General features: G+C 67.9%; 17 protein-coding genes. 5 read left to right on the forward strand and 12 right to left on the reverse strand.

Going from position 1 to position 21,953, the window contains the following annotated elements:
- The first annotated feature begins 116 nt into the window (after positions 1–116).
- Positions 117–299 carry a hypothetical protein gene (locus tag AFM16_RS12295; protein ID WP_030796632.1) on the forward strand — a complete coding sequence of 61 codons (183 nt, stop codon included), beginning with the start codon at positions 117–119 and terminating at the stop codon, positions 297–299.
- On the opposite strand, the gene AFM16_RS12300 is transcribed toward AFM16_RS12295, so the two are convergent.
- On the reverse strand, positions 296–1,534 hold the full coding sequence (locus AFM16_RS12300; protein ID WP_030796635.1) for a cytochrome P450: 1,239 nt from the start codon (positions 1,532–1,534) through the stop codon (positions 296–298). The genes AFM16_RS12295 and AFM16_RS12300 overlap by 4 nt on opposite strands.
- Before the next feature lie 173 nt (positions 1,535–1,707).
- Here AFM16_RS12300 and AFM16_RS12305 point away from each other — a divergent pair, with 173 nt between their 5' ends.
- Positions 1,708–2,877 carry a steroid 3-ketoacyl-CoA thiolase gene (locus tag AFM16_RS12305; protein ID WP_030796638.1) on the forward strand — a complete coding sequence of 390 codons (1,170 nt, stop codon included), beginning with the start codon at positions 1,708–1,710 and terminating at the stop codon, positions 2,875–2,877.
- Here AFM16_RS12305 and AFM16_RS12310 read toward each other — a convergent pair.
- On the reverse strand, positions 2,861–3,040 hold the full coding sequence (locus AFM16_RS12310; protein ID WP_078633330.1) for a DUF397 domain-containing protein: 180 nt from the start codon (positions 3,038–3,040) through the stop codon (positions 2,861–2,863). The two genes, AFM16_RS12305 and AFM16_RS12310, sit on opposite strands and share 17 nt — an antisense overlap.
- Positions 3,021–3,848 carry a helix-turn-helix domain-containing protein gene (locus tag AFM16_RS12315; protein WP_078633331.1) on the reverse strand — a complete coding sequence of 276 codons (828 nt, stop codon included), beginning with the start codon at positions 3,846–3,848 and terminating at the stop codon, positions 3,021–3,023. The genes AFM16_RS12310 and AFM16_RS12315 overlap by 20 nt, the downstream gene beginning before the upstream one ends.
- Before the next feature lie 78 nt (positions 3,849–3,926).
- On the opposite strand from AFM16_RS12315, the gene AFM16_RS12320 reads away from it, so the two are divergent.
- Positions 3,927–4,421, forward strand: coding sequence for an ATP-binding protein (locus tag AFM16_RS12320; protein ID WP_306293469.1), 495 nt, complete (start codon positions 3,927–3,929; stop codon positions 4,419–4,421).
- Here the strand turns inward: AFM16_RS12320 and AFM16_RS12325 are convergent.
- The 6 genes from AFM16_RS12325 to AFM16_RS12345 all read right to left on the reverse strand — a co-directional run bounded on the left by AFM16_RS12325 (position 4,343) and on the right by AFM16_RS12345 (position 18,488).
- Positions 4,343–4,888, reverse strand: coding sequence for a barstar family protein (locus AFM16_RS12325; RefSeq protein WP_306293470.1), 546 nt, complete (start codon positions 4,886–4,888; stop codon positions 4,343–4,345). The two genes, AFM16_RS12320 and AFM16_RS12325, sit on opposite strands and share 79 nt — an antisense overlap.
- A 43-nt stretch (positions 4,889–4,931) precedes the next feature.
- A complete protein-coding gene (locus tag AFM16_RS40790; protein WP_107419066.1) occupies positions 4,932–5,357 on the reverse strand; it encodes an Imm10 family immunity protein in 426 nt (141 codons plus the stop codon).
- Between the two features lie 12 nt (positions 5,358–5,369).
- Positions 5,370–5,714, reverse strand: a complete 345-nt coding sequence (locus AFM16_RS12330; RefSeq protein WP_078636918.1) for an ankyrin repeat domain-containing protein — start codon at positions 5,712–5,714, stop codon at positions 5,370–5,372.
- Positions 5,715–5,798: 84 nt separating this feature from the next.
- On the reverse strand, positions 5,799–12,362 hold the full coding sequence (locus AFM16_RS12335; protein ID WP_245177682.1) for an RHS repeat-associated core domain-containing protein: 6,564 nt from the start codon (positions 12,360–12,362) through the stop codon (positions 5,799–5,801).
- A gap of 118 nt (positions 12,363–12,480) precedes the next feature.
- A complete protein-coding gene (locus AFM16_RS12340) occupies positions 12,481–16,086 on the reverse strand; it encodes a laminin G domain-containing protein (protein WP_370628138.1) in 3,606 nt (1,201 codons plus the stop codon).
- A 326-nt stretch (positions 16,087–16,412) separates the two neighbouring features.
- On the reverse strand, positions 16,413–18,488 hold the full coding sequence (locus AFM16_RS12345; RefSeq protein WP_078633333.1) for a bifunctional glycosyltransferase 87/phosphatase PAP2 family protein: 2,076 nt from the start codon (positions 18,486–18,488) through the stop codon (positions 16,413–16,415).
- Between the two features lie 604 nt (positions 18,489–19,092).
- Here AFM16_RS12345 and AFM16_RS12350 point away from each other — a divergent pair.
- Entirely contained in the window at positions 19,093–19,764 is a 672-nt protein-coding gene (locus AFM16_RS12350; protein WP_030796654.1) for an O-methyltransferase, read from the forward strand.
- A 64-nt stretch (positions 19,765–19,828) separates the two neighbouring features.
- Here the strand turns inward: AFM16_RS12350 and AFM16_RS12355 are convergent, their stop codons facing one another.
- On the reverse strand, positions 19,829–20,221 hold the full coding sequence (locus AFM16_RS12355) for an FHA domain-containing protein (protein WP_030796656.1): 393 nt from the start codon (positions 20,219–20,221) through the stop codon (positions 19,829–19,831).
- A gap of 105 nt (positions 20,222–20,326) precedes the next feature.
- On the opposite strand from AFM16_RS12355, the gene AFM16_RS12360 reads away from it, so the two are divergent.
- On the forward strand, positions 20,327–20,764 hold the full coding sequence (locus AFM16_RS12360) for a DnaJ family domain-containing protein (protein ID WP_030796658.1): 438 nt from the start codon (positions 20,327–20,329) through the stop codon (positions 20,762–20,764).
- Here AFM16_RS12360 and AFM16_RS12365 read toward each other — a convergent pair.
- Together AFM16_RS12365 and AFM16_RS12370 are read right to left on the reverse strand one after the other, a co-directional pair.
- Positions 20,750–21,247, reverse strand: coding sequence for a hypothetical protein (locus AFM16_RS12365; RefSeq protein WP_245177683.1), 498 nt, complete (start codon positions 21,245–21,247; stop codon positions 20,750–20,752). The genes AFM16_RS12360 and AFM16_RS12365 overlap by 15 nt on opposite strands.
- A 5-nt stretch (positions 21,248–21,252) precedes the next feature.
- Positions 21,253–21,939: a hypothetical protein gene (locus AFM16_RS12370; protein ID WP_078633334.1), complete on the reverse strand. Its 687-nt coding sequence runs from the start codon at positions 21,937–21,939 to the stop codon at positions 21,253–21,255.
- Between the last annotated feature and the right edge of the window lie 14 nt (positions 21,940–21,953).

Genomic DNA, 21,953 nt, shown 5'->3' on the forward strand with positions numbered 1-21,953 from the left:
AGGGATTGCGGGCATGCCGTACGGCGTGGCGCGGTACGGGTACACGCGACACGCGTACACGCGCCCCGCACCCCGCGCCCCGCGCCCCGCCGGACGACGAGTGAAGGACCACGACCATGACCATGCCGGACTACCAGGTGGGCGACCACGTCGTGTTCAACGACACCGAGATGCGCGACCTGCTGAGGCTGACCGCGCCCGTCACGCCCACCCCCGGCACGATCACCAAGGTCGAGTACACGGTGCAGCGGGAGGACGGTTCCACGACCACGGTCAGCCGCAGCGACTTCGTCACCTAGGGCCTGGCGCTGACCCTCAGCTCCTTCACCCCGTTGATCCAGGCGGACCGCAGCCGTCGCGGGTCCTCCACCAGGGTCAGTCCGGGCAGGGCGTCGGCGACGGCGTTGAAGATGAGGTCGATCTCCAGTACGGCGAGGGACTTGCCGAGGCAGAAGTGCGGCCCGCCGCCACCGAATCCGAGGTGAGGATTCGGATCCCTGGTGACATCGAAGAGGTCGGGCCGGTCGAAGACCTCCGGATCGTGGTTGGCGGAGGCGTAGAAGAGCCCGACCCGGTCGCCCTTCCTGATCAGCTTGCCGCCGAGTTCGGTGTCCTGGGTGGCGGTCCGCTGGAAGGCGACGACGGGGGTGGCCCAGCGCACGATCTCCTCGGCGGCGGTGGCGGGCCGCTCGGCCTTGTACAGCTCCCACTGCTCGGGGTGGGTGAGGAAGGCGTGCATGCCGTGCGTGATGGCGTTGCGGGTGGTCTCGTTCCCGGCGACGGAGAGCATGAGCACGAAAAAGCCGAACTCGTCGGAGTTGAGGTTGCCCTCGTTCTCGGCGGCCACCAGCGTGGAGACGATGTCGTGGGCGGGGCACCGCTTCCGCTCCGCGGCCATGTTCATGGCGTACGAGATCAGCTCGGCGGCGGAGATCGCGCCGACCTCGGCGGTGATGGCGTACTCGGGGTCGTCGTAGGCGATCATCTTGTTGGACCAGTCGAAGATCTTGGCCCGGTCGTCCTGGGGTACGCCGATCAGCTCGGCGATGGCCTGGAGGGGCAGTTCGCAGGCGACCTGGGTGACGAAGTCGAAGGGGCCGTCGTGCGCGCGGGCGCCCTCGGCGATGGCCCGCGCCCGCTCCCGCAGCCGCCCCTCCAGCGCCCGTACGGCCCGGGGTGTGAAGCCGCGCTGCACGATCTGCCGTACGCGCGTGTGCTCGGGCGGGTCCATGTTGAGCAGGATCAGCCGCTGGGCGTCGATGGAGTCGCGCTGGATGTGCTCGTTGAAGCGGATGATCGCGGTGTTGAGGTAGGAGGAGAAGATCTCGGGGTGGGTGGAGACGTACTTCACGTCGGCGTGCCGGGTGACGGCCCAGTACCCCTCGTCCTGGAAACCGGCGGCGTTGCCCGTCTGGGGGATCCAGCGGACCGGTTCGGCGCGGCGCAGCTCGGCGAACTCCGGGTGGGGGACGCGGTGATGCAGCAGGTCGGGGTCGGTGAAGTCGAACCCGTCGGGAAGCGCTGGACAGGGCATGGGCGGCTCCAGCCATCGAACGTTCCATCTGACGGTTCATCAGAAACAGGCTGCCGCGAAGGTAGTTCAGGGTGCCGAAGGCTGCAAGACCCTTGCGGTGACGCACATCACGTCCGCAGACTGCTCGGAAGAACTAGAACACGTACTAGTTCCTCGGAGGAGGATCCGCACCCATGGCCGCCGAACCCGTGATCGTGGAAGCAGTCCGCACCCCCATCGGCAAGCGCGGTGGCGCGCTCGCCAATCTGCATCCCGCCTACCTCCTGGGCGAGACCTACCGCGAACTCCTGGGCCGCACCGGCATCCCCGCCGACGCGGTCGAGCAGATCGTCGGCGGCACGGTGACCCATGCCGGCGAACAGTCGATGAACCCCGCGAGGACGGCCTGGCTGACCATGGGCCTGCCCTACGAGACGGCGGCGACCACGGTCGACTGCCAGTGCGGGTCCTCGCAGCAGGCGTCGCACATGACGGCGAACATGATCGCCGCGGGCGTGATCGACGTGGGCATCTCGTGCGGGGTGGAGGCGATGTCCCGGGTTCCGCTCGGCTCGGGCTCGAAGCACGGCCCCGGAAAGCCGTTCCCCGACGAGTGGAACGTGGACCTGCCGAACCAGTTCGAGGCGGCGGAACGTATCGCCAGGCGCCGCGGCCTGACCCGCCAGGACGTCGACCGCCTCGGCCTGCTCTCCCAGTCCCGCGCGGCGGTGGCCTGGTCGGAGGAACGCTTCAAGAAGGAGACGTTCGCCGTCCAGGTCCCGACCACGGAGGACGAACAGGCGGCGGGCCAGGGCATGTGGCGCCTGGTCGACCGCGACGAGGGCCTGCGCGACACGTCGGCCGAGGCGCTGGCGGGCCTGAAACCCATCATGCCGACGGCGGTCCACACGGCCGGCAACTCGTCCCAGATCAGCGACGGCGCGGCGGCGATCATGTGGGCATCGAAACGGATGGCCCGCGCCCTGAAACTGAAGCCCCGGGCTCGGATCGTCGCCCAGGCGCTGGTGGGGGCGGACCCCCACTACCACCTGGACGGCCCGATCGACGCGACGCGCACGGTACTCGGCAAGGCGGGCATGTCTCTCAAGGACATCGACCTGGTCGAGATCAACGAGGCGTTCGCGTCGGTGGTGTTGAGCTGGACCCAGGTCTTCGAACAGTCGCTGGACAAGGTCAACGTCAACGGAGGCGGCATCGCCCTCGGCCACCCCGTAGGCGCGACCGGCGCCCGCCTCATCACCACGGCCCTCCACGAACTGGAGCGCCGCGACAAGGAGTTCGCCCTGATCACGATGTGCGCGGGCGGCGCGCTGGCGACGGGGACGATCATCCAGCGTCTGTAGCCCAGGAAAGAAACTCGGAGAACGCGGCGGGGTCGAGGGTGAGGATCGGTCCCGCCGGGTTCTTGGAGTCACGGATGGCGATGGCGGTGGGGGTGTCGGTGACCTCGACGCACTGGCCCCCCTGGTCGCTGCTATACGACGACTTACGCCACTTGGGCTCCATAGCGGTCCTCCATCACACGTCGGATCAGCTCCGCCGAGTCCTTGATCGAGAGCGCGGCGGCCCGAAGATGATCGTAACGGAGCGAGCAGTCCTTGACGGTGTCTGGATTGGCCGTTGGGTGCCCACTCCCGTAACTCTCGGTGTAGAGAATGGTCGGGTCGCCAGCGAAGCGGTAGAGGTCGAACGAGCCGGTCAGTCCCGCGTGCGGGCCAGATGAGTAGGGCAGCACCTGGATGTTGATCCGCGGGTCTTCCTCAAGGGTCAACAGGTGGGCAAGTTGACCGCGCATGGTGTCTCGGCTGCCGATCTCCAACAGGAGCGCAGCCTCGCTGAGGACAGCCCAGAACACCGGCGGCTCGTCCTTCTCGAAAACCCTCTGCCGTGCCAGCCGGACCGCGGTGCGGTCGTCGAGGTCGGTCTTGTGCACGGCACCGAGCACACTGCGCGCGTACGCGGGCGTCTGGAGCAGGCCGAGCACCATGTGCGTCTGGAAGGAGCAGATCTCGACGGCCCGCGCTTCCAACTCGGCCACCTGCTGAAACCAGGCCGGAAGTTGACTGCGCATCACCAGTGTCAGGAGCCGCGAAAAGAGCCCACCAGTCACCAGCGCCGCATCCAGGCGCTCGCTGAACTCAACCGTCGGGACCTTCCTCGCGGTCTCGATCTGCCCGACCAGCGAACCGGTGTAATTCAGCACGTCGCCCAACTGACGCTGGGTGAGGTTGGCTGCCTCCCTCAATCTCCGCAGCTCGAAGCCGTAGTAGTCGAGCGGTGAGGCGCCCGGGTCGAGGACGTTGATGTGGGTCACGTGGGGTCCCCCTCTACGACGGAACAGGTTGCATTCAACCGGTAGCCCACGGTAGTCGCCACAGGTCACGCTCGTCCCGTGAACGGATACTTCCCCTCCATCTACGCATCGCCGGTGGCGACGCAGTACCGCATGACGCTGACGATCGGCGAGCACACGCCCCGCCACATCCGCAGGATCGTGCGGGCGTTCCTGACGGACTGGAACATGGAACACCTGACGGAAGCCGCGGAGTTGGCGGCGACGGAACTGACCACGAACGTCTTCCGCCACGTCCCGGACCGCCGCTGCACGTTCCTCCTCCGGAAACAACGGAACGGAGTCAGGCTGGAGGTGACAGACGCCTACACCCAACTACCGGCGAAGCCGGCCGAGTCGCCCCCGGACGCGGAGGGAGGCAGGGGCCTGCTCCTCCTGACCGCGATGACCGACAAGTGGGGCGTGAAGCCGACACCGACCGGCGGAAAAAGGGTCTGGTGCGAACTGACCGCTGATCAGGAGAACCAAACGTCAGGGTCCAAGGTGACCGTGACGAACTCCCCGTCCTGCGCGACGACAAGATCGGGATGCTGAATCTTCCCGACGATCTCCTCGGCATCGAAATCCTTCACCAGGAAGACGAAGTGCTGAGAAATGGCGGGCCGATAGAGCGGTTCCCCATCCAGATCCACGTGAGAATTGGCCCGCGCCGCACCCTGACAAAGCACAGAAACGAAAACCTGGAGATGGTCCGCGTCAATCAACGAATCGGCGTCATGGATCACACCGACCACCCCGACCCCGCCGGTGACGTCCCCACACAGATCATCGAGACAGTCGACGACGGCATCCCAGTTCCACCCGAAGTAACCCGGAAACCTCAGCCGCTCAGCGAACGCCCGAAACAAATCCTCCTCCCGACAAAGATCCCGAGCCCAAAAGTCAACCACCCGCCCACCTCTGCCCTCCAGCCCCTCAACCTGCCGAAGAACCACCCCCGCCCCCTCCACCCCAAAAACCACCCAGGGCTCCCGCCCCCCACCCACATCAAACGAAACCACAGCTATCCCACCCCGCCCATTTCCACCTCTCGCCGCAGCTCACTCACCCGAGATTGAGCCGAGGGAATTTTTGAGGGTTCCCATACGTGAGAACGCGACGGAGTCCCGCTCGCAACCCGTCCAGGTCGACTCCTGATGAAATCCTCAACGGGATGACAGCGGAGGGCAAACCCAGCACCTCAGCGGATTCCTCATTGAAGCTCAGAACCAGAAGACCAGGTGCCAATGAAACTCCCCTTAGCCCACCGTAGTGAACTCCCCCACTCTCGTTCACAACACAGTAACTATCCGTCCCGTTCCTCACATTCTGATCGTCTGGGTACTCATTCAAAAAACGCCGAAAACCGAAGTAGTATCCGTTTTCCGCAGCATCGTCTCCATCGCCGATAAAAACGGAAAACGTAACTCCAGGAACTTCCTCCCCGACCACCAGCGTGGCGATCTCCCAAAAGGGTGATGGCTTGTGCACGAAATCTACCCCCTACTGCCCACTTGTCTGGACTCGACCTCGCTTCAAAAAGTTCCGCAACAGACGCTTAGCCGGTTCGTGGTCATACTCTTCCGCGATTTCCATGGGGGTTTGATCGTTACGCGAAACCAATTCCGGGTCAGCGCCATAAGCCAGGACGATCGCAGTGACCGCGGCATGCAGTCGATAGCCGGACTGAAGCGTTGAGTCCCCTTCGAGCTCGATGGCGTGCGCAAGCAGCGTCATCCCGAAGCAGACCTCGTTCGGATCGGCTCCCGCATCAAGAAGTGCGGCAAGTTCCTCATAATCGTTGGTTTCAACCGCCTGATGCGTCGGCGTCCACGGCTCGACATCCATCACAGCTACCTCCACTCTACGAAATAACCAATGGGGCGCCGACGTCGATCGACGCCCCATTGCAATGCTAACCCAAATTCTACCCTAGCTTCCGGACGAGTAGTTGATGCGAATGTTCGGAAATTCCTGCGCGAACTGCCCAATTACTGATGTACAGGAAAAGCAGGCGGGCTGGGTTGAGTGCAGCGTGAGGCTGCCGGGGACATTCGAGGGTGCACCGAGCTGGTTTGCAATATACGTCAGCATTTTATATTCGGTATCGTTGTTCCGGAGGTTATTACCAGTCGCGATTGCCTTGTAGCGCACCGGGTTGCCATCCGTGCCAACGTCGGGCACAACACCTTTACGATTATTCCGAGCTCCGCTGACTGAGGTCAGAAACTGTGGTCCGCCGTCCCCAATCCTTAGAACTCCCACCAACCCTGCCTTGTTCTTGCTCCAGAGTTTGCTTGCGAGCGCTGCGTCAACCCCCGCCTTGGCTGCCTTGCTACCGGCGTAGCTCTCAGCTCGGTTCAAGAACCGTTCCTGTAGGCGATGAGAAGCGGCAAAGAAGAAGCTGGCAGCCCAAGTTCCGCCGCCTGACGAAAATGCCGATCCGGCAACATCGCAGGCTTTCTGATCATGATAGACGGTGCAATTAAAGTAGTCGTCGAGGACTGTCATCTCCATGTAGTCATGACGGACTTGCCAACGGAACTCCGCATCGCACCCGCTGCTTACATCAACACCACACAGACCGGAGAGATCGGCTGGGGTCCTATTTGCAACGGCGTCGGCAGCGGCGTCGGCAGCGGCAGCCATAGCGGGTGAGACGGGGTCCGAGCTCGCAGTGCCCCCCGTGTACCCCGGGCACTGCGGGTTGCTCAAGCTCGGGCAGTTGTACATGGGCTTGGCGGCCTCGCCGGGGCGGCCGTTGCCGGGGGTGCCGTCGGGGCGGTTCGGGCAGGCGACGTCGAACTGGGCGCCGCAGGCCAGGCCCAGGCCGCTGGGGTCCGTCTGGGTGACCGGGTTCTGTGCGGCGTAGCTGTAGCCGTTGAGGGTCTGCGGGATGTCGGCCTGCAGTAGCGGGTCGACGCTGATGAACTGGCCGATTTCCGGGTCGTATTCGCGGGCTCCGACGTGGGTCAGGCCCGTTGTCGCGTCTCGCGTCTTGCCGAGGAACCCCTTGTCATCGGGCCAAGGCCCGAAGAGCGGCTTTCCGCGGTCGGCGCCGAAGGGGGTGGTGTAGCGCTTGGTGAAGGTCTGGCCGACGTCCTGGTTGATGGCCAGCGAGGAGGTGTTGTGCTGGTCGCCGGTGAGGTAGGTGACCTTGTTGGTGCCGGTCTGGTTGGAACGCAGCGCGGCGTTGACGCCGCCGGCACCGTAGTAGCGCTGGGCCCACAGGGTGCCGTTGGCACGGAGGTGGAGTTCGGTGGCACCGGCGTAGAGGACACGCTCGCCGTTCTGCGTGTTGCGGATCAGCAGGCTGCCGTCGGCGGCGTACAGGTAATCGGTCGCCACGCCGTTCTCGGTGAGCTTGCTGATTCTGCCTTCGGGCGACCAGTCCAGGGTCTGCGTACCCGACTTGCCGGGACGGTGCCAGGTGTTGCCGGCCGCGTCGTAGTCGTACTTGCGCTCCGGACTGGAGCAGTCGGCCTTGGTCGTGGTGCCGGTCATGGCGTGCTTCTGCGTGGTGCTGGTGTAGCAGTACGTCGTCTTGGTGTCACCGGTGCTGCTGTGGACCGTCTCACTGGTCCGCTGACCCGCGTCGTTGTACGAGTAGGACGACCAGTAAGGGGCCGGCCCGGACAGGCTCGACGCGCTCTGCGCGTCGGAACACTTCTGCGAGGCCGGGGTCCAAGCCTCGACGAGGCGCCGATGTCCGTCGTAGGCGAAGCACTGGGTTTCCGCGGAGCCCGTGCCGCCGAGGGTGGCCGGGTCGCTGATGGCGGTGACGTTGCCCGCCTGGTCGTAGGTGTAGTTGAGCTCCTGAAGCATGTAGCCGTGGGTCTCGTCGGTGACGAAACTGCGGGTCAGACGGCCGGTGCCTGCTTCGAAGTCGTTGCCGATGTAGACGTTCTTGTTGCCGCTGCCGCCGGGACCCATGGTCAGGAGCTTCGGCTGGGCCAGAGCCGAGTAGTCGACGTCGCGCAGATAGCCGGTCGCGCTGCCGACGGAGGTCACGTTGCCGAGGGCGTCGTAGCCGTAGTCCAGGATCTCGGACGCCAGACCGCCGACGGCCGGCTCCTTGTTCTGCTTCAGGGTCCCGTCGAGGTTGTAGTACGTCTCGAACGTCAGCTTGGCCGGTGCCCCCGCCTTCACGAAGGCGTCGTTCGCCGGGAGTTGCAGCTCGGTGGCCGTGGCGCGATCGAGGCTGTCGTACGCCGTGACGGCCTGGGTGTACGCGTCACCGGCCACTCCCCCGACGTAGCGGGTGGAGGAGGTGGGCAGACCCTTGAGAAGGGTGTCGTAGACATGGCCGGTGAGCTGATTGGCGTCCGTCTTCGTGTTCTTCCAGGTGCCGGTGACCCGTCCGAGCACGTCGTATGCGGTCAGGACCGAAGTGCCGAGGGAATCGGTGGACTTGACGGGCCGGTCGAGTTCGTCGAACTCGGTGACCGTGGTCCCCTTGTCGGGATCGGTGGTGATCGCCTGGCGGCCGAAGAGGTCGTAGACGTAGGTCCAGGTCGCCTTGTCCGGCCCGGTGATCGTCTTGTTCTGGCCGTCGAGTTCGTAGGTGAAGCCGGTGCTCGTGTAGACCGCGCCGGTTCCGTCGCCGTAGGCGGCGTCGGCGGGGCTCACGCCCGCGTACTCACGGGTCTCCAGCGTCTTGCCACGGACGTCGGTGATGGTGCGCTGCGCGGAGCCGCCCTCGAGGGCGGTGGTCGCGACGGAGTCACCGGTGTAACTCGTCGTCGTGGACCACTTCTTGACCCCGTAGGTGTACAGCGTGCTCACCCTGGCGCGGCCGGCGCCGTCGAAGACCGTCTGGGTCTGGGTCGGAGCCTCACCGTATTCGGCACGGGTGTACGTCGTGTTGGGCGTGGCGGTGTTGTCGAAGATGTCGCTGTAGGTCTCGTAGGCCAGGCCACGGGTGTCGTAGCGCGTGTCCGTGAGCAGGCGGCCGCCTTCGGGTGTGGGCGACTGGGTCTGTAGAGGGCGCAGGAGTGCGTCGTAGAGCGTGTAGGTCGTGTTGTAGGTCTCGCCGTCCTTCTTCAGGGTCGAGACGGAGACCCAGGAGGGCTTGGCGGTGTTCAGGTGGTAGTCGAACTTCTGGTTCGGTGGCTGGCCGGTGGTGCGGTTGGGCAGCCACACCTGGGTCAGACGGCCGAGGGCGTCGTACGTCAGCTCTGTCTTCTTGAGGTTGACGTCGTAGACGCGCAGCGGCTGACCGCGGCGCGGGTCGAGGAAGCTCGTCGTCTTGTACGTCTTGGGGTCGGTGGTGACGGTCCGGGTCAGGGGACCGGCATCGGCGGGGGTGTAGGCGACGGACGTGGGCGGGTTGGCGGAGGCGTCGTTGACGCTGAGCGGTCGTCCCAGGCTGTCGTAGCTGGTGGCGGAGAGCCTCTGCCAGCCGCTGGGGAGCCGGTCGCCGCCCGCGTCCGCTGTGGCGGCGTAGCCGGTGGCGCGGCCGGTCCAGGTCGGCAGGCCCTTGGTCGGCTTCTGGGTGGCCGACCAGCCGGTGGCGTTCGCGGTGTCATAGACGGTGCTGACATCCGCGAGGACGTCGCCCCGCGCGGGCTTCGCCGGATCCATGGACAGGGGCAGGGCGAGCGAGGTGTCGGCCGTGGCGCAGGTGCGGGCGACGGTGCGGGTGCGAGAGACCGGGTTGATGATGCCGAGGCCGGTGTTCCGGGCGTACCACGTGCGAGTGCAGGTCTCGTCCGAGGACTTGCCGACCTGTCCGGCGTCCTCCACGGTGACGGGCATGCCGAAGCTGTCGAACGATGTGCTCGTCAGCCGCTCACGCCAGGTCTTCGATGCCGTCAGATAGGTGTAGTTGTGCACCTTCTTCGTGCGGACGAAGCGAGCGACATGTGCCCCGGCTCCGGGCGGTGTCTGCTTGGCGGTCTCCTGCGACCAGGGATCGTTGATCGTCGCGGAGACGGCGGTGGAGCCGTCGTAGGTGACCTGCTCACGCAACTGTCCGGCGTACTCACCCTTGTCGGTGATCGCCTCCGCGCCGAGCGCAGGCGCCGTCAGCGGGTCGACGGAGACGGATTTCGTCGTCCCGTCGCGCTTGCGGTCGCCGTGCATGCCCTGGAGATAGAGGGAGACCGTCTTGGAGCGGGTCACGTCGGTGGCACCGGTCCACGCCGTGACCTGGGCGTAGCCCCGCCAGTCGGACCAGGTGCGTTCGTCCGTCTTCGTGAACGGGTCGTCGCTGTAGTGCCAGGCCGCGCCGCTGTAGGTGTAGGCGTGCTCGACGCTCTCGTTGACAGCGGTCGGGTCGGAGACGAGGACGGCCAGTACCCGGTACTTGTGGAACCAGTCGATGGAGGCGTTCGTGGAGCCGTTGATGTGCCAGAACTGCGGGTAGCAGGAACGGGTGTTGGTGTCCGGCGCCGCGTTCAGGACCTGGCTGCGCACACACTCCTCGCCGGAGAGCGTGACGGTGGTGATGGCACCGGTCTCGGAGGTGATGGTGGAGATGCGCGGCCGGGTCAGAGGAAGGATGTTGTCGGTGGCGTCGACGCGGTTGGGGCGCATCTGATAGGTGATCGTGACCGGGTTCATCGCGATGGCGGTGGTGCCGGCCTTGGCGGTGCGCTTGATCGACTTCAGCGTCAGCACTTGGTCGGACGTGTCACCGATGTCCCCGCCGTCCAGGTACTCCTCGACCAGGTCCCAGGAGTCCACCGGGTCATAGACACCGCTGGTCGCGTTGTAGGAGAAGGTGTCGATTCCGGTGAGCCGCTTGCGGGAGAAGAAGGTCGGACCGCCCCCGTCGCAGTCGTCGTCGTCCTTCGAGCAGATCGCGTCGTAGGGCACGTCCGGCCAGTTGTCGGCGGTGTCCTTGGTCAGGCTGGAGCAGTCGGACGCGGTGCAGCGTTCGGCGTATCCGAAGGTGACCTTCGCGTCGGCCTTGTCGGTGAAGAGAGCGCCCTTGCGCAGGCCGTACTCGATGCGGCTCAGATAACCGCCGCGGGTGTAGGAGGCGTTGGCGGTCTCGGACTTGTTCTTCTTGTAGTGGTTCGACTCCTTCGTGTACCAGTACGTGGCCGCGTTGCCGCGCGTGTCCTCGACATAGTCGAGGTTCCACCGCCATGCCTGCGTGAGCGCACGGTCGCCGAAGGAGTCACCGCCGGAGTAACCGGGTTCACCGGAGTCGTCACCGAACACCGGGACCGTGGAGACGGAGTCGGTGCGCTGCGTGTCCGCGCCGTCCAGCTTGTTCAGGCCGAACACGTAGCGAGTGCCGTCGTCGGTGGTGACGGTCCAGTGCTCGCCGTCGTTGTCGCCGTTGTCCGCGCCGGTGGACCGGGTCACCGTGGAGGCGTCGTCGTTCTCCAGCCGCCACTGTCCGCTGTCGTCGTCCTTGACCAGCCGTGTGGACCTGCCGTTGAGGACCAGGCGGGCGTTGTCGTACTTCCAGCACAGGTCGAAGACATCGTCATGACCGTCGTCATCACAGGAGCCGTAGCTGCGTTCGATAAAGGAGTCGGTGAGCCCGAAGCCTTCACCGACGGACGTGCCCTGGTTGTTGGACGTGGCCGTGCGGCCGTCGACGCTGCCCGAGTCGTACGACAGGGACAGGGGCGGCTGTGGCCCCGCTGCTGCCGGCGGCACCGTGAAGTCGTACGACCAGGTGAAGGAACCGGAGCTGCCGCCCGCCTCCCAGGACGAGGACTCCGACAGCGGCGTGGCGGAGTAGTTTCCGGTGCCGGTGGACGACTCCCCGGAGCCGGCGGCCGCGGCGGTGACGGCCAGTACGGTGCCGGAGGTGCTGTCGGCGGCCGTTCGGAGCTGAGGTGAGGGGCCGACCGGGGTTTCGGCGAGGCGGACCTCGGCCGTCACGGCGTGGAGCGCGGAATCGTTCTCCGATGCGAGCGGTCGCTGCGTGCGGCACTCCGCCTTCTCGGGCGTCGTCAGGACACAGGCGGGGAGCTGGACGAGACGGAGTCGCTGGGACCAGCCGCCACCCACGGCGGAGGCGAAACTGCCGTAGTCGACGGCGATTTCAGCCTTGTCGGCGACGTCCGCGTCAATGCTGAGCATGACGCCGGTGATGCCCGCCGCGCGGGCGGTCTTCTGGTCCAGCACGGTGACGCGGGCCTTGGCGTCAGCGGGGGACTTGGAGCCGGGTGAAGGACGGAGAGTGACGGGAACGCCGCCCGGCTGGGCAGCGGCCTTCTCACCCGCGGCAAGACGGAATGTCGCTTCGCCTTGCCGCGGCCAGGTCGCCTGCTGCTCGTTACGGGCACGTTCAGCCTGCGTCTTGTTGGCCTTCTTCTCCCTCGCGACCCGTTCGCGGGCCGCCTTCGCGCCTGGGCCGTCGAACTCCTCGACCTTGCTCACGCGGGACTTGGGCACGTCCGGACGTCCGAGGCCACCGGGATCCGCGGCGGCCTGAGCCACCTGGGCCGCGCCCAGGGGCACGATCAGCGCCAGGGCCAGCGACTGCACGAGCAGTCTGCCGCCTTGCAGTTGTCTCGCACCCCTCAACATTCGTGAGGTGCCCCTGCCAAAAATCATGGTTCCGTCCCGGGATTCTGTGCGGAGAAGTTCAGAAAGTCGGTAGTGGGCAGGAACAGTTGCTCGGCACCTGCCGCCGGGTCTCTGTGCGTCAGTCGCCCACGGTCTCGCTCACCTGGTCGGAGCTCGCCATCGCACCGGCCCACAAGCGGACGTCGGCCACGCGTCCGGGCAGGTAGTACCGCCAGGCGCTGCTGTTGAAGCCCTTGCCGACAGCGAAGTCGCCCGAGCCGATCTTGGCGGTGAACGCCTTGTCGTCACCGTTCTGCACGGCACCCAGATAGAGGCTGAGCGTGCCGTCCTGGGCGTTGAAGACCCCGGTCATGCGGACCATGCCGTCCACCACCGCGGCCTCCTCCGAGGCCACCGCGCTGAACGTGCCGTCGGTGTTGAGCCGGCCGAAGCGCCAGAAGCCAACCGGAACGGTCTTCTCCTCCAGCGTCTCCTCGTCCAGCACGGTCTCCTTTGCCGTCAGCTCGTACCAGAAGCCCCACGCGGAGCCGTCCGACGTACGCTGACCGACCACCTGGCCGATGTAGCCGATGTCCTTGGTGGCGAGTGTCTCCTTGTCCACCCCCGCCAGGGCGGTCACCGTGAACGACCCAGTGTCGTCAACGACCGGTCCGGCCACCGAAGCCGCGTCGTCCACGCCGTCCAGGACGATCGCCTCGCCGTCCAGCGCGGCGCCACCGGCCAGGGTCAGGGAACGGCCGTATCCGGAGGTGGTGTCCGCGACGGTGGTGCCGGATCCCCGGTCCGCCGACCAGTCCGCGACCAGCTCCACACCCGCGTACGTCTGCGAAGTGAGCAGCCGCGCCTCCTCGCGGATCTCGGCGTCGCTCGCCACGCGCTGCCACGCGGTGACCTCGTCGATGGAGCCGTTAAACGCCCAGTAACGCTTTCCGGCCCACAGGTAACGGCCCATGTTGAACGGGCCGGTGGCGGACCAGCCGCCGGTCACGGTGCGCGAACCCTGGAGCTCACCGTTGACGTAGAACTTCAGCAGGCCCGTCGCCGGGTCGAAGCTGCCCGCGAGATGCGTCCACGCCCCGACCGTCGCGGGGACCTTCCCGACCACCCCGTAGTAGGCGGTACCGGTGTCCTCGTCCTTCTGCTTGACGCCGAACACCCAGGATCCGTACGACGCGTCGTACCACATCAGGAACGCGCTGTAGTTCTGGCCGTCCTGGGACAGCACGACGGCGTCCTGGTTCTTGTTGTTCAGGCGGACCCAGGCAGCGACGGTGTAGGCCGAACGGGTCTCCAGGACCGGGCCGTCGGTCGCGGCATAGGCGCCGCTGCCGTCCAGCGAAAGGCCCTTGTCGACGACAGGTGTCGCCAGCAACTCACCCGACGCGTCCCGCGTGATCACGCCCCGGCGGCCTCGATCGTCGCGAACCGCGCCGGAGCTGAGGGCCGCGTTGTGCCGGGCCACGCCCGTGTTGGTCGCGGTGTCCACCGCTACCCCGCTCGTCTCGGCGAAGCTCCACCGTCCGACCGGCGTCTGACCGGCGGCAACGAGGAAGTCGACGACGGTCTCCGCGCCGACCCGACCGTTTCCGACGTTGTCCTTGGCCCGTACGTACAGACGGTGGGTGCCGGCCTTGTCCGGCTTGATCCTGATCGTCGCCGTGGAACCGGGCTGGTCGGTCCAGGTGGCGTCCGTGGACATCCGGTACTGGTAGGACACCACGTTCGTGTCGCCCGACGCGGGAGCGAGCGTGAACGCGCCCGTCTCGCCCGGTCCGCCATGGGCCACGCAGTCGTTGGCGGTGCACTCCGTGTAGGGACCGCTGAAGCCGACCTTCGGCGCCTTGGGTGACGTGGAGTCGACCTTGAAGTAGCAAGGGGTTGTGTAACCGGTGTTCTGTCGGCTGCTGCCGTCCTCGTAGTACGACATGGTCAGCGCCTTCAGTCTGTACAGCACGCCCTCCTTGAGAGTGGGCAGACTGCGTGACTGTTTGACCAGGTTCCCCACATAGCCGGAGGACGGACCGTCGAGGTCGGTGTGCGCGACCGTCCAGGCCGAGCCCTCCAACTTCTCCGTCCGCCACCGGATGCGCAGGCTGGCGCCCGCCGAGCCGCCGGAAGCGGTGCGCGGCTTGCCCTGTACCAGCGGCATCGGACTGGACACCACGGCCGGGTCGGTGGAACTGGTCGAGCACACGTAACCATTGCCGGACACCAGGCCGACCTCAGCCGGAAGCGCGGGCACCCCCACGAACTTCACGACCAGCGAGGCGTCGTTGCGGAACCGCTTCCACGCGGAAGGATCCGACTCGTCGTGTGCCTTCAGCTCGAGGGTCAGGCGGGAGAACTTGCCCGCGGCGAAGTCCGTCACCGTCGCGGTGAGATTCTCGTTCGACTCGCTCGGGTTGTCGTTGAACTCAATGGGCGCATCGGGTGAGTCGGGGTCGCACAGCGAGCCCCGGCCCGCGGACACGTTGACGTCCACCATCAGGTCCAGTTCCTTGGGCCGCGAGGCCCAAGTGGTGGCCGAGGAGATGTTGTTCGTGCGGACCAGGTCCACCCAGCGCGGGTCGCACTGGAACGCCCACGGCTCGGTCACCCGGAACGTGGCGTCCAGGACCTTCTTGCCCTTCAGGTTGGCCGGCGAGAACTCGAAGTACAGCTTCTGCACGTATCCGGGGCCGCAGTAATAGCCGTTCCAGGTGCCGCACTTGCCGGCACCCTTGCCCTGGTCGTCGTCGCCGTTGCCCCAGCCGTAGGACTCGTAGCCGTCACTGCGCAGCAGGGTGCGCTCCGCCTCCCCCCAGGACACTCTCGGGTCGATGAAGACCGGGAAGGCAGAGTCGTCGGTCTTGGTGAGCATCGCCGCGTCCGGGACGACGGACAGCGAGTTCTTGGTGACGGCGACATCCATCTTGGCGACCTTGTCGCCCTGGCCAGGTTCCAGGCCCGACCCGGACGGTGCCAGTTCGGCGGGGTCGGCGGACGCGGTCGTCTTCCCCAGCCCCTCCTCGGCGCGCATCAACTGCGTCTGCTTGCCGGACGTCGCACCCGCCGAGTCCCACATCCGCGCCGGCGGCGACTTGAACACCGTGAGGCCGCTGCCGTCGACGGCCATGAGGTTGCCGGCGGCGCCCTCGTGCACGTCGAGGCCCTTGGCCTTGAGCCCGAAGGTGAGCTTCTTCAGCTCCTCGTTGGCTGCGGCCTCGGGCGTCTTGACGACGAACACCGGCTGGAAGCTCTCGGGTGTCGCGGTCACCTGAAGGTCGACGTCGGGGAGGACATCGGCGTACACAGCGCTGGGGCCGTTCAACGTCGGAGCGGGCAGCTTGCCCGGCCACTCCAGCTCCAGCGACCTGCCGTGATCCTCGATCGAGGCCAGGGGCTCCTTGTTGCCTCCCGCCGAGAAGGCGATCGTCACGGCTGCCGCCTTCGGCCCCACAGAGCCGTCCGATCGCTTCGCCAGAGTCGCGTCCGGCGCCTGCCATCCGCCGTCCGGCTTGGCCACCCGGATCGGAACGACCGACTGCTCCAGCGTGAAGGTGAAGCCGTCGGGGTTGGCGAAGACCGTCGTCCGGTCCGTGCGCTCCCCGGTCACTTCTACGCGCTCGCCGGACTCCTGCGCCTTGGCCGATGCCCGCTGCGCCTCGGTCCGGGCGGCGGGGTCCGCTGTCACCGGGGCCGCGGACGCCGCATGCGGAGGTGCCACCAGCAGCGTCAGCGTCACGGCGAACACAGATGCCGCGACTCCACCCCTCAGCAGCCCGGCATGCCCATGCCATCCCAAAGTTCTTCTGTTGCCCCGCCCCAACAGCACTGAACCCCGCCCCCAGAGTCACAAGATCTTCAAATGTGAACGCATTCAAATGCCGCTCTGACCTTGCGTCAACGACATTTCGCCCTGCGCGGCCGCCCCTTGGTGCTCAGGTGGCTCATATGCATCACCCCGCGTACTGCCGGAAATCCTTGCGCCGATTGCGATGCAACGGGCTGATCACACAGGGACGCTCGTTCGTACAGACATGTGAATATGGCTGAAAACATTGACCTTGGTCAGCCCCTCGTCCGGCCCCCCGAAAGCACCGTCGGTTCCTCGCTGAGGGTGCGCTGTGTCGGCGCCAGTGTCATCGACCGTGCCCGTGGCCCCATGAGCAGATACGACAGGCCGAACCCCGCCACGACCACCACCCCACCCCCCACCGCGTCCAGAATCCAGTGGTTGCCCGTCGCCACGATCGCGGACGCCGTGAACAGGGGGTGGAGGAGGCCGAGGGATTTCAGCCACCACTGGCGGGCTACGAGGGCGATGACCAGGCCGCACCACAGGGACCAGCCGAAGTGGAGGGACGGCATCGCCGCGTACTGGTTCGTGAGGGCCGTGAGCGTGCCGTACTCCGGCTGGGAGAAGTCCTGGACGCCGTGGACCGTGTCGATGATGCCGAGGGTCGGCATCAGGCGGGGCGGGGCCAGGGGGTAGAGCCAGAAGCCGATCAGGGCCAGGAGGGTGGTGAAGCCGAGGGTCGCGCGGGCCCAGCGGTAGTCGACGGGGCGGCGCCAGTACAGCAGGGCGAGCACCGTCAGCGGGACCACGAAGTGGAACGACGTGTAGTAGAAGTCGAAGAAGTCGCGGAGGCCTCCCACCCCCACCACCCAGTGGTTCACCGCGTGCTCGATGTCGATGTGCAGGGCGCGTTCGAGGTCGAGGATCTGCTGTCCGTGGGCCTCCGCGCGGGCGCGGCCGCCGGAGTTCGTGCCGCCGGTCGCCGCCAGCCGGACCTGCTGGTACGCCGCGTACGTGACGCGGAGCAGCAGCAGTTCGAGGAGGAGGTTGGGGCGGGTCAGGACGCGGCGGAGGAAGGGGAGGAGCGGGACGTGTTTCCAGCGCGTCGGGACCGGTGCGGCGTACCGCGCGGGGATCGGCGCGGCGTAGTACGGGGAGGCGCGGGGGAGGAAGGGGACGACCGTTGCCGCGGCAAGCGCGGTGAGCAGGATCGCGTTGTCCCGGACGGGATACAGAGCCTCCATGTTCGGCAGCAGCATCGTCGCCGGGAGGGTCATGACCAGGACCACCGTCACCGGCCACACATAGCGGTCCGAGGCGCGCTTCCCGACCCGGCCCGCGAGCGCCGGCAGCACCCACAGCAACTGGTGCTGCCACGTCGTCGGGGAGACGGCGATCGCCGCGCAGCCGGTCACGGCGACCGCGAGCAGCATCTGCCCGTCGCGCGCGTACCGCACCGCCCGCCGGACGCCGAGGACGGCGACGGCCGCGCCCAGCGTCAGGAACAGGCCGATCTCCAGCGGCCCGGAGAGGCCGAGCCGCAGCAGCGCGCCGTGCAGGGACTGGTTGGCGAGCGCGTCGGCGTCCCCGCCGAGCCCGGCCCCGGCCACATGGTGCACCCAGTACATGGCGGAGTCGTGCGGCATCGCCGCCCACGCCAGCAGCGTGCCCCCGGCGAACGTCGCCCCCGTGGCCACCGCGACCCGGCGGCGCCCGGTGCACCAGAGCAGCGCGGCGAAGAGCAGCACGGTCGGCTGGAGCGCGGCCGCGAGGCCGATCAGCACCCCGGCGCCCCGCCAGTCCCGTACGACGAAACAGCCGAGGAGGACCAGCAGCACCGGCAGGATGCTGGTCTGGCCGAGCCACAGCGCGTTGCGCACCGGCAGCGACAGCATGAGCAGGCTGATCGCGACCGGGGCGGCCAGGAGCGCCGTACGTCTGCCGACCGGCCGGGGCAGGGCCCGCGCGGCGACCAGGCCGATCGCGGCGACCAGCAGCAGGCTGCCGAAGGTCCAGCCCCAGCCCAGGGCCTGTTCCGCCGCCCGGGTGAGCGGTTTGAGGACGAGGCCGCCGAACGGGGTGCCCGTGAAGCGGGAGGAGTCGTACAGCGAGCCGTTGACGTGCAGCACGCCGTCGTCGCCGACCCAGGTCTCCAGGTCCGTCAGCCGTTCACCGCTCGGGGTGGCGAGGACCACGGCCATCTGGCGGACGGCGAGGACCGCCGCCACCAGCCACAGACCGAGCCGGGCCGCTCTCAGACGCACTCTCGCCGTGTCGACGGCCGTGCCGACCGCCGTCGCCCCGAACACCTCCGCCGGTCGTCGCTCGCCGTGCTCCGCATTCGCCACGCCTCGTCGGCCTCCCGCCCCGTTCGTGCCATGTCCGCATTGCCAGGGTGTCTCCGGAAACGAGCCTAGGGCGCTCGCGGCGCCCCTGGAGAAGGACGCGGGCCACCCCCGCTTCACCTGACAGCGGCCTTCCCTTTGTCCGGAAGGTGTCCGAAAGACGACCGTGGGCCTGTCGGAGGGGCGCGAAGTGAGCCACCGCGCGCCCTGAACCCGCACGTCCGCGCCCTGAACCCGCACGTCCGCGCGCGGAACAGCAGCTCGGGCCGTACGGCCGACGGCTCGGGCCGTGCGGACGCCGAAGGGGCTCCGGGCACGCTCCGCCCGGTCGGTTTCGTGCCGGGGCAGTGGCGGCACTACCGCTCGAAGGAGTTACGACGGGAGAGGCCAAGGTCGTGGGGCCCGCCGCCGCGGCGATCGGCGCCACCCGTCATCCGCCACCCGCCCCCGCCCCCGCCCTCCTCCGTACCCCCCCCCCGCTTCCGTCGAACGGGTGAATTGACGTGCGGGCGCCCGCCGACCCGCGGCGTGAAGGGAACCCCCGCGCGGCCCGCGCCGTTGGCATGATTGTTGGCGGTCATGGCCGGGCGGACACGGGAGGCAGCGTATGAGCGAGTCGCAGGTCTGGGAGGCCGTAGACGCCTATTTCACGGCCCACCTCGCCCCGGACGACGCGGTGACGGACGCCGCGCTGCACGACAGCGACGCCGCCGGGCTCCCCCGGATCAGCGTCACGGCGAACCAGGGCAAGCTGCTCCAGCTCCTCGCCGAGATCCAGGGCGCGCGGACGATCCTGGAGATCGGCACCCTCGGCGGCTACAGCACCATCTGGCTGGCCCGCGCCCTGCCCGCCGACGGCCGGCTGGTCTCGCTGGAGTACGACCCGCGGCACGCGGAGGTCGCCGTGCGCAACATCGCGCGCGCGGGTCTCGACAAGCTGGTGGAGGTGCGGGTCGGCGCCGCGCTGGACTCGCTGCCCCTGCTGGCCGACGAGAACCCGCCGCCGTTCGACCTGGTCTTCATCGACGCCGACAAGGCCAACAACGCGCACTACCTGGAGTGGGCGCTCAGACTCACCAGCACAGGCAGCCTGATCGTCGTGGACAACGTCGTCCGGGGCGGCCGGGTCGTCGACGCCGACAGCACCGACGGGGACGTGCGCGGCACCCGGGCCGCGCTCGAACTCATCGGCTCGCACCCCAGACTCAGCGGCACCGCCGTCCAGACCGTGGGCACCAAGGGCTACGACGGTTTCGCGCTGGCACGCGTCCTGGCGTAGCCCCCAAGAACCATGACCGCAGTGCCTACGCCCCGTGTCTACGCCTCGTGTCTACGCCCCGTGTCTACGCCTCGTGGTAGAAGCCCACGTTGACGCTGCGCGGCCCGGTGCGGTCGAGGACGATGATCTCGCCGGAGCCGCCGCGCGGCAGCGTCACCGTCCCGCCGTAGGTGAGCGGCTGGGCGTACGCCCCGGAGACCAGCCGGACCTCGGAGGAGGGCTCGGCCTGGGAGCCCTGGAGCCAGGTGACCTGCCAGGCGCCCTCGGGGCCGCACAGGAACTCCAGGTGCACCCGGGAGACGAACAGCCAGTCCTCGGGCGTCACCAGGCGGCACACGGACTTGTCCCGGCCCACCCGCAGCACGGCGCCCGGGTCGCTCGGCGCATCGGCCATGAGCATGCCTGCCGTGGCACCCTCTTCCGCCCCCGAGACGGTGGCCATGGTGAGTTCGAGCACGTGCGCTCCTTCGTGAAACAACGGCTGCATCAGCGGCTGAACAGTCTTTGTACAGCGGCCGCATGATAAATCGCCCGGGCCGGTCCCGTCCGGCACAATGGACGCATGACCGAGCGAAAGCCACCGGGGGTCCCGTTCGAGTCGTGGGTCGACAAGCAGATCCGGGACGCCGAGCGGCGGGGTGAGTTCGACCGACTGCCGGGCGCCGGACGGCCGTTGCCGCCGGGTACGGACACCACGTACGACGAACTGTGGTGGATCAAGCGGAAGATGGCGCGCGAGGGTCTGTCGGTGCTGCCGCCGACGCTCGCCCTGCGCAAGGAGGCGGAGGACGCGCTCGCGGCGGCCTTCGCGGCCCCGACGGAGCGGATCGTCCGGAAGATCATCACGGACGTCAACGTCAAACTCCGCGAGATGATGTTCAAGCCGCCGCCCGGCCCCCCGCTGGGCATGAAGCCGTACGACGTGGAAGACGTCGTACGGCTCTGGCGGGAGCGCCGGGCGGACACACGAGCCCAGGGCGACGGGTCAGACGTGCAGTAGCCGCTCGGTCAGCTCGCGGTAGTCCCGCAGGGCGAGCCGGAGTTGCTCGGTGTCGGGGGTGGTGGCGACGGTGGCGGAGGCGCCCTCCTTGGTGCCGCCCTCGCCGGTGCCGGACGGCTGCCAGGAGCCGCGCAGCGCACGGCGGCGGCGCTGCACGGCGTCGGTCAGGCGGGCCGCCAGCTCCTGGAGGACCTCGTCGGCCTCCTCCACGGCGTCCCGGGGGCCGTCCACGAAGCCGCCGACCGCGTGTTCCAGGCGGGCGGTGAGCTTGTCGCTCTCCTCGCGCGGGAGAAGAGCCCCCGGCGCACTCGACGGATTCGACGCACTCGGTGCGCTCGGTGCGCTCGATGCACTCGTCGCGCTCGTCTCCCGGTGCGTGGCGGCGGGCGCCGGCGCCTCGGTCAGGTCGTCGGGCTTGCCGAGCGTCTCGGGTGCGTTCCGTACGTCGCGGACGTCCCGTCCCTTGGGTGTCACGTCAGTCATGTCGGTCAGCTCTCCTTCGGCTGGTGGCGCTGGAAGGCGCGCGGCAGATGACGGCCGTGGTCGTCGTGCCGGGCGGTGGCGGTGGTGGTCGTCTCCGTCTTCTTCGAGGTGAGTTCGCCGCGCGCCGGGGCGAGCAGGTCCTCGAAGAGCGCGCGGGCCTCCAGCAGGGCGCCCCGCAGGTCCTCCGTGCCGGGCGCGGCGGCGTCCGAAGAACCGTCGGCCGTGCCGACGGCCTTGCCCTGCGCCCCCGCGAGCCGGTGCACGCTGCGGTAGCCCTGCACATGGCGCGCGTGGTGCACGGAGAGCGCGGCGACCTGTTCCTCGTACTGGCCGGCGTCCGGGAAGCCGCGCGCGCCGGCCAGTTCCGCGACGAGCCGGTCCGCCTCGGCGACCGCCTCCCGGGGCGAGTCGACGAAATGTTCCTGCGTGGCGGTCCAGCGGGCCTCGTAGCGCTCGCGTTCCGCAGGCTCCAGCGGCCGCTCGCGCAGTCCGCCGTGCCGCTCCACGAGTGCGGCGAGTTCCCGCTCGGCCGCCTGGACGTCGCCGTCGTGCCGGGCGACGGCACGGTCGTACTCGGGGCCGAAGCGCCGCTTGAGACCGCCTCCGCCGTGCGAGCCCCGCGCCCGCACGGCCAGGACGGCGACGACGACCGCCACGATCACGATCAGAGCGATGATCACGCCTGTGGACATGTTGCCCTCCGATG

Source organism: Streptomyces antibioticus (assembly GCF_002019855.1).
In the GTDB taxonomy this organism is placed as follows: Bacteria; Actinomycetota; Actinomycetes; order Streptomycetales; family Streptomycetaceae; genus Streptomyces; species Streptomyces antibioticus_B.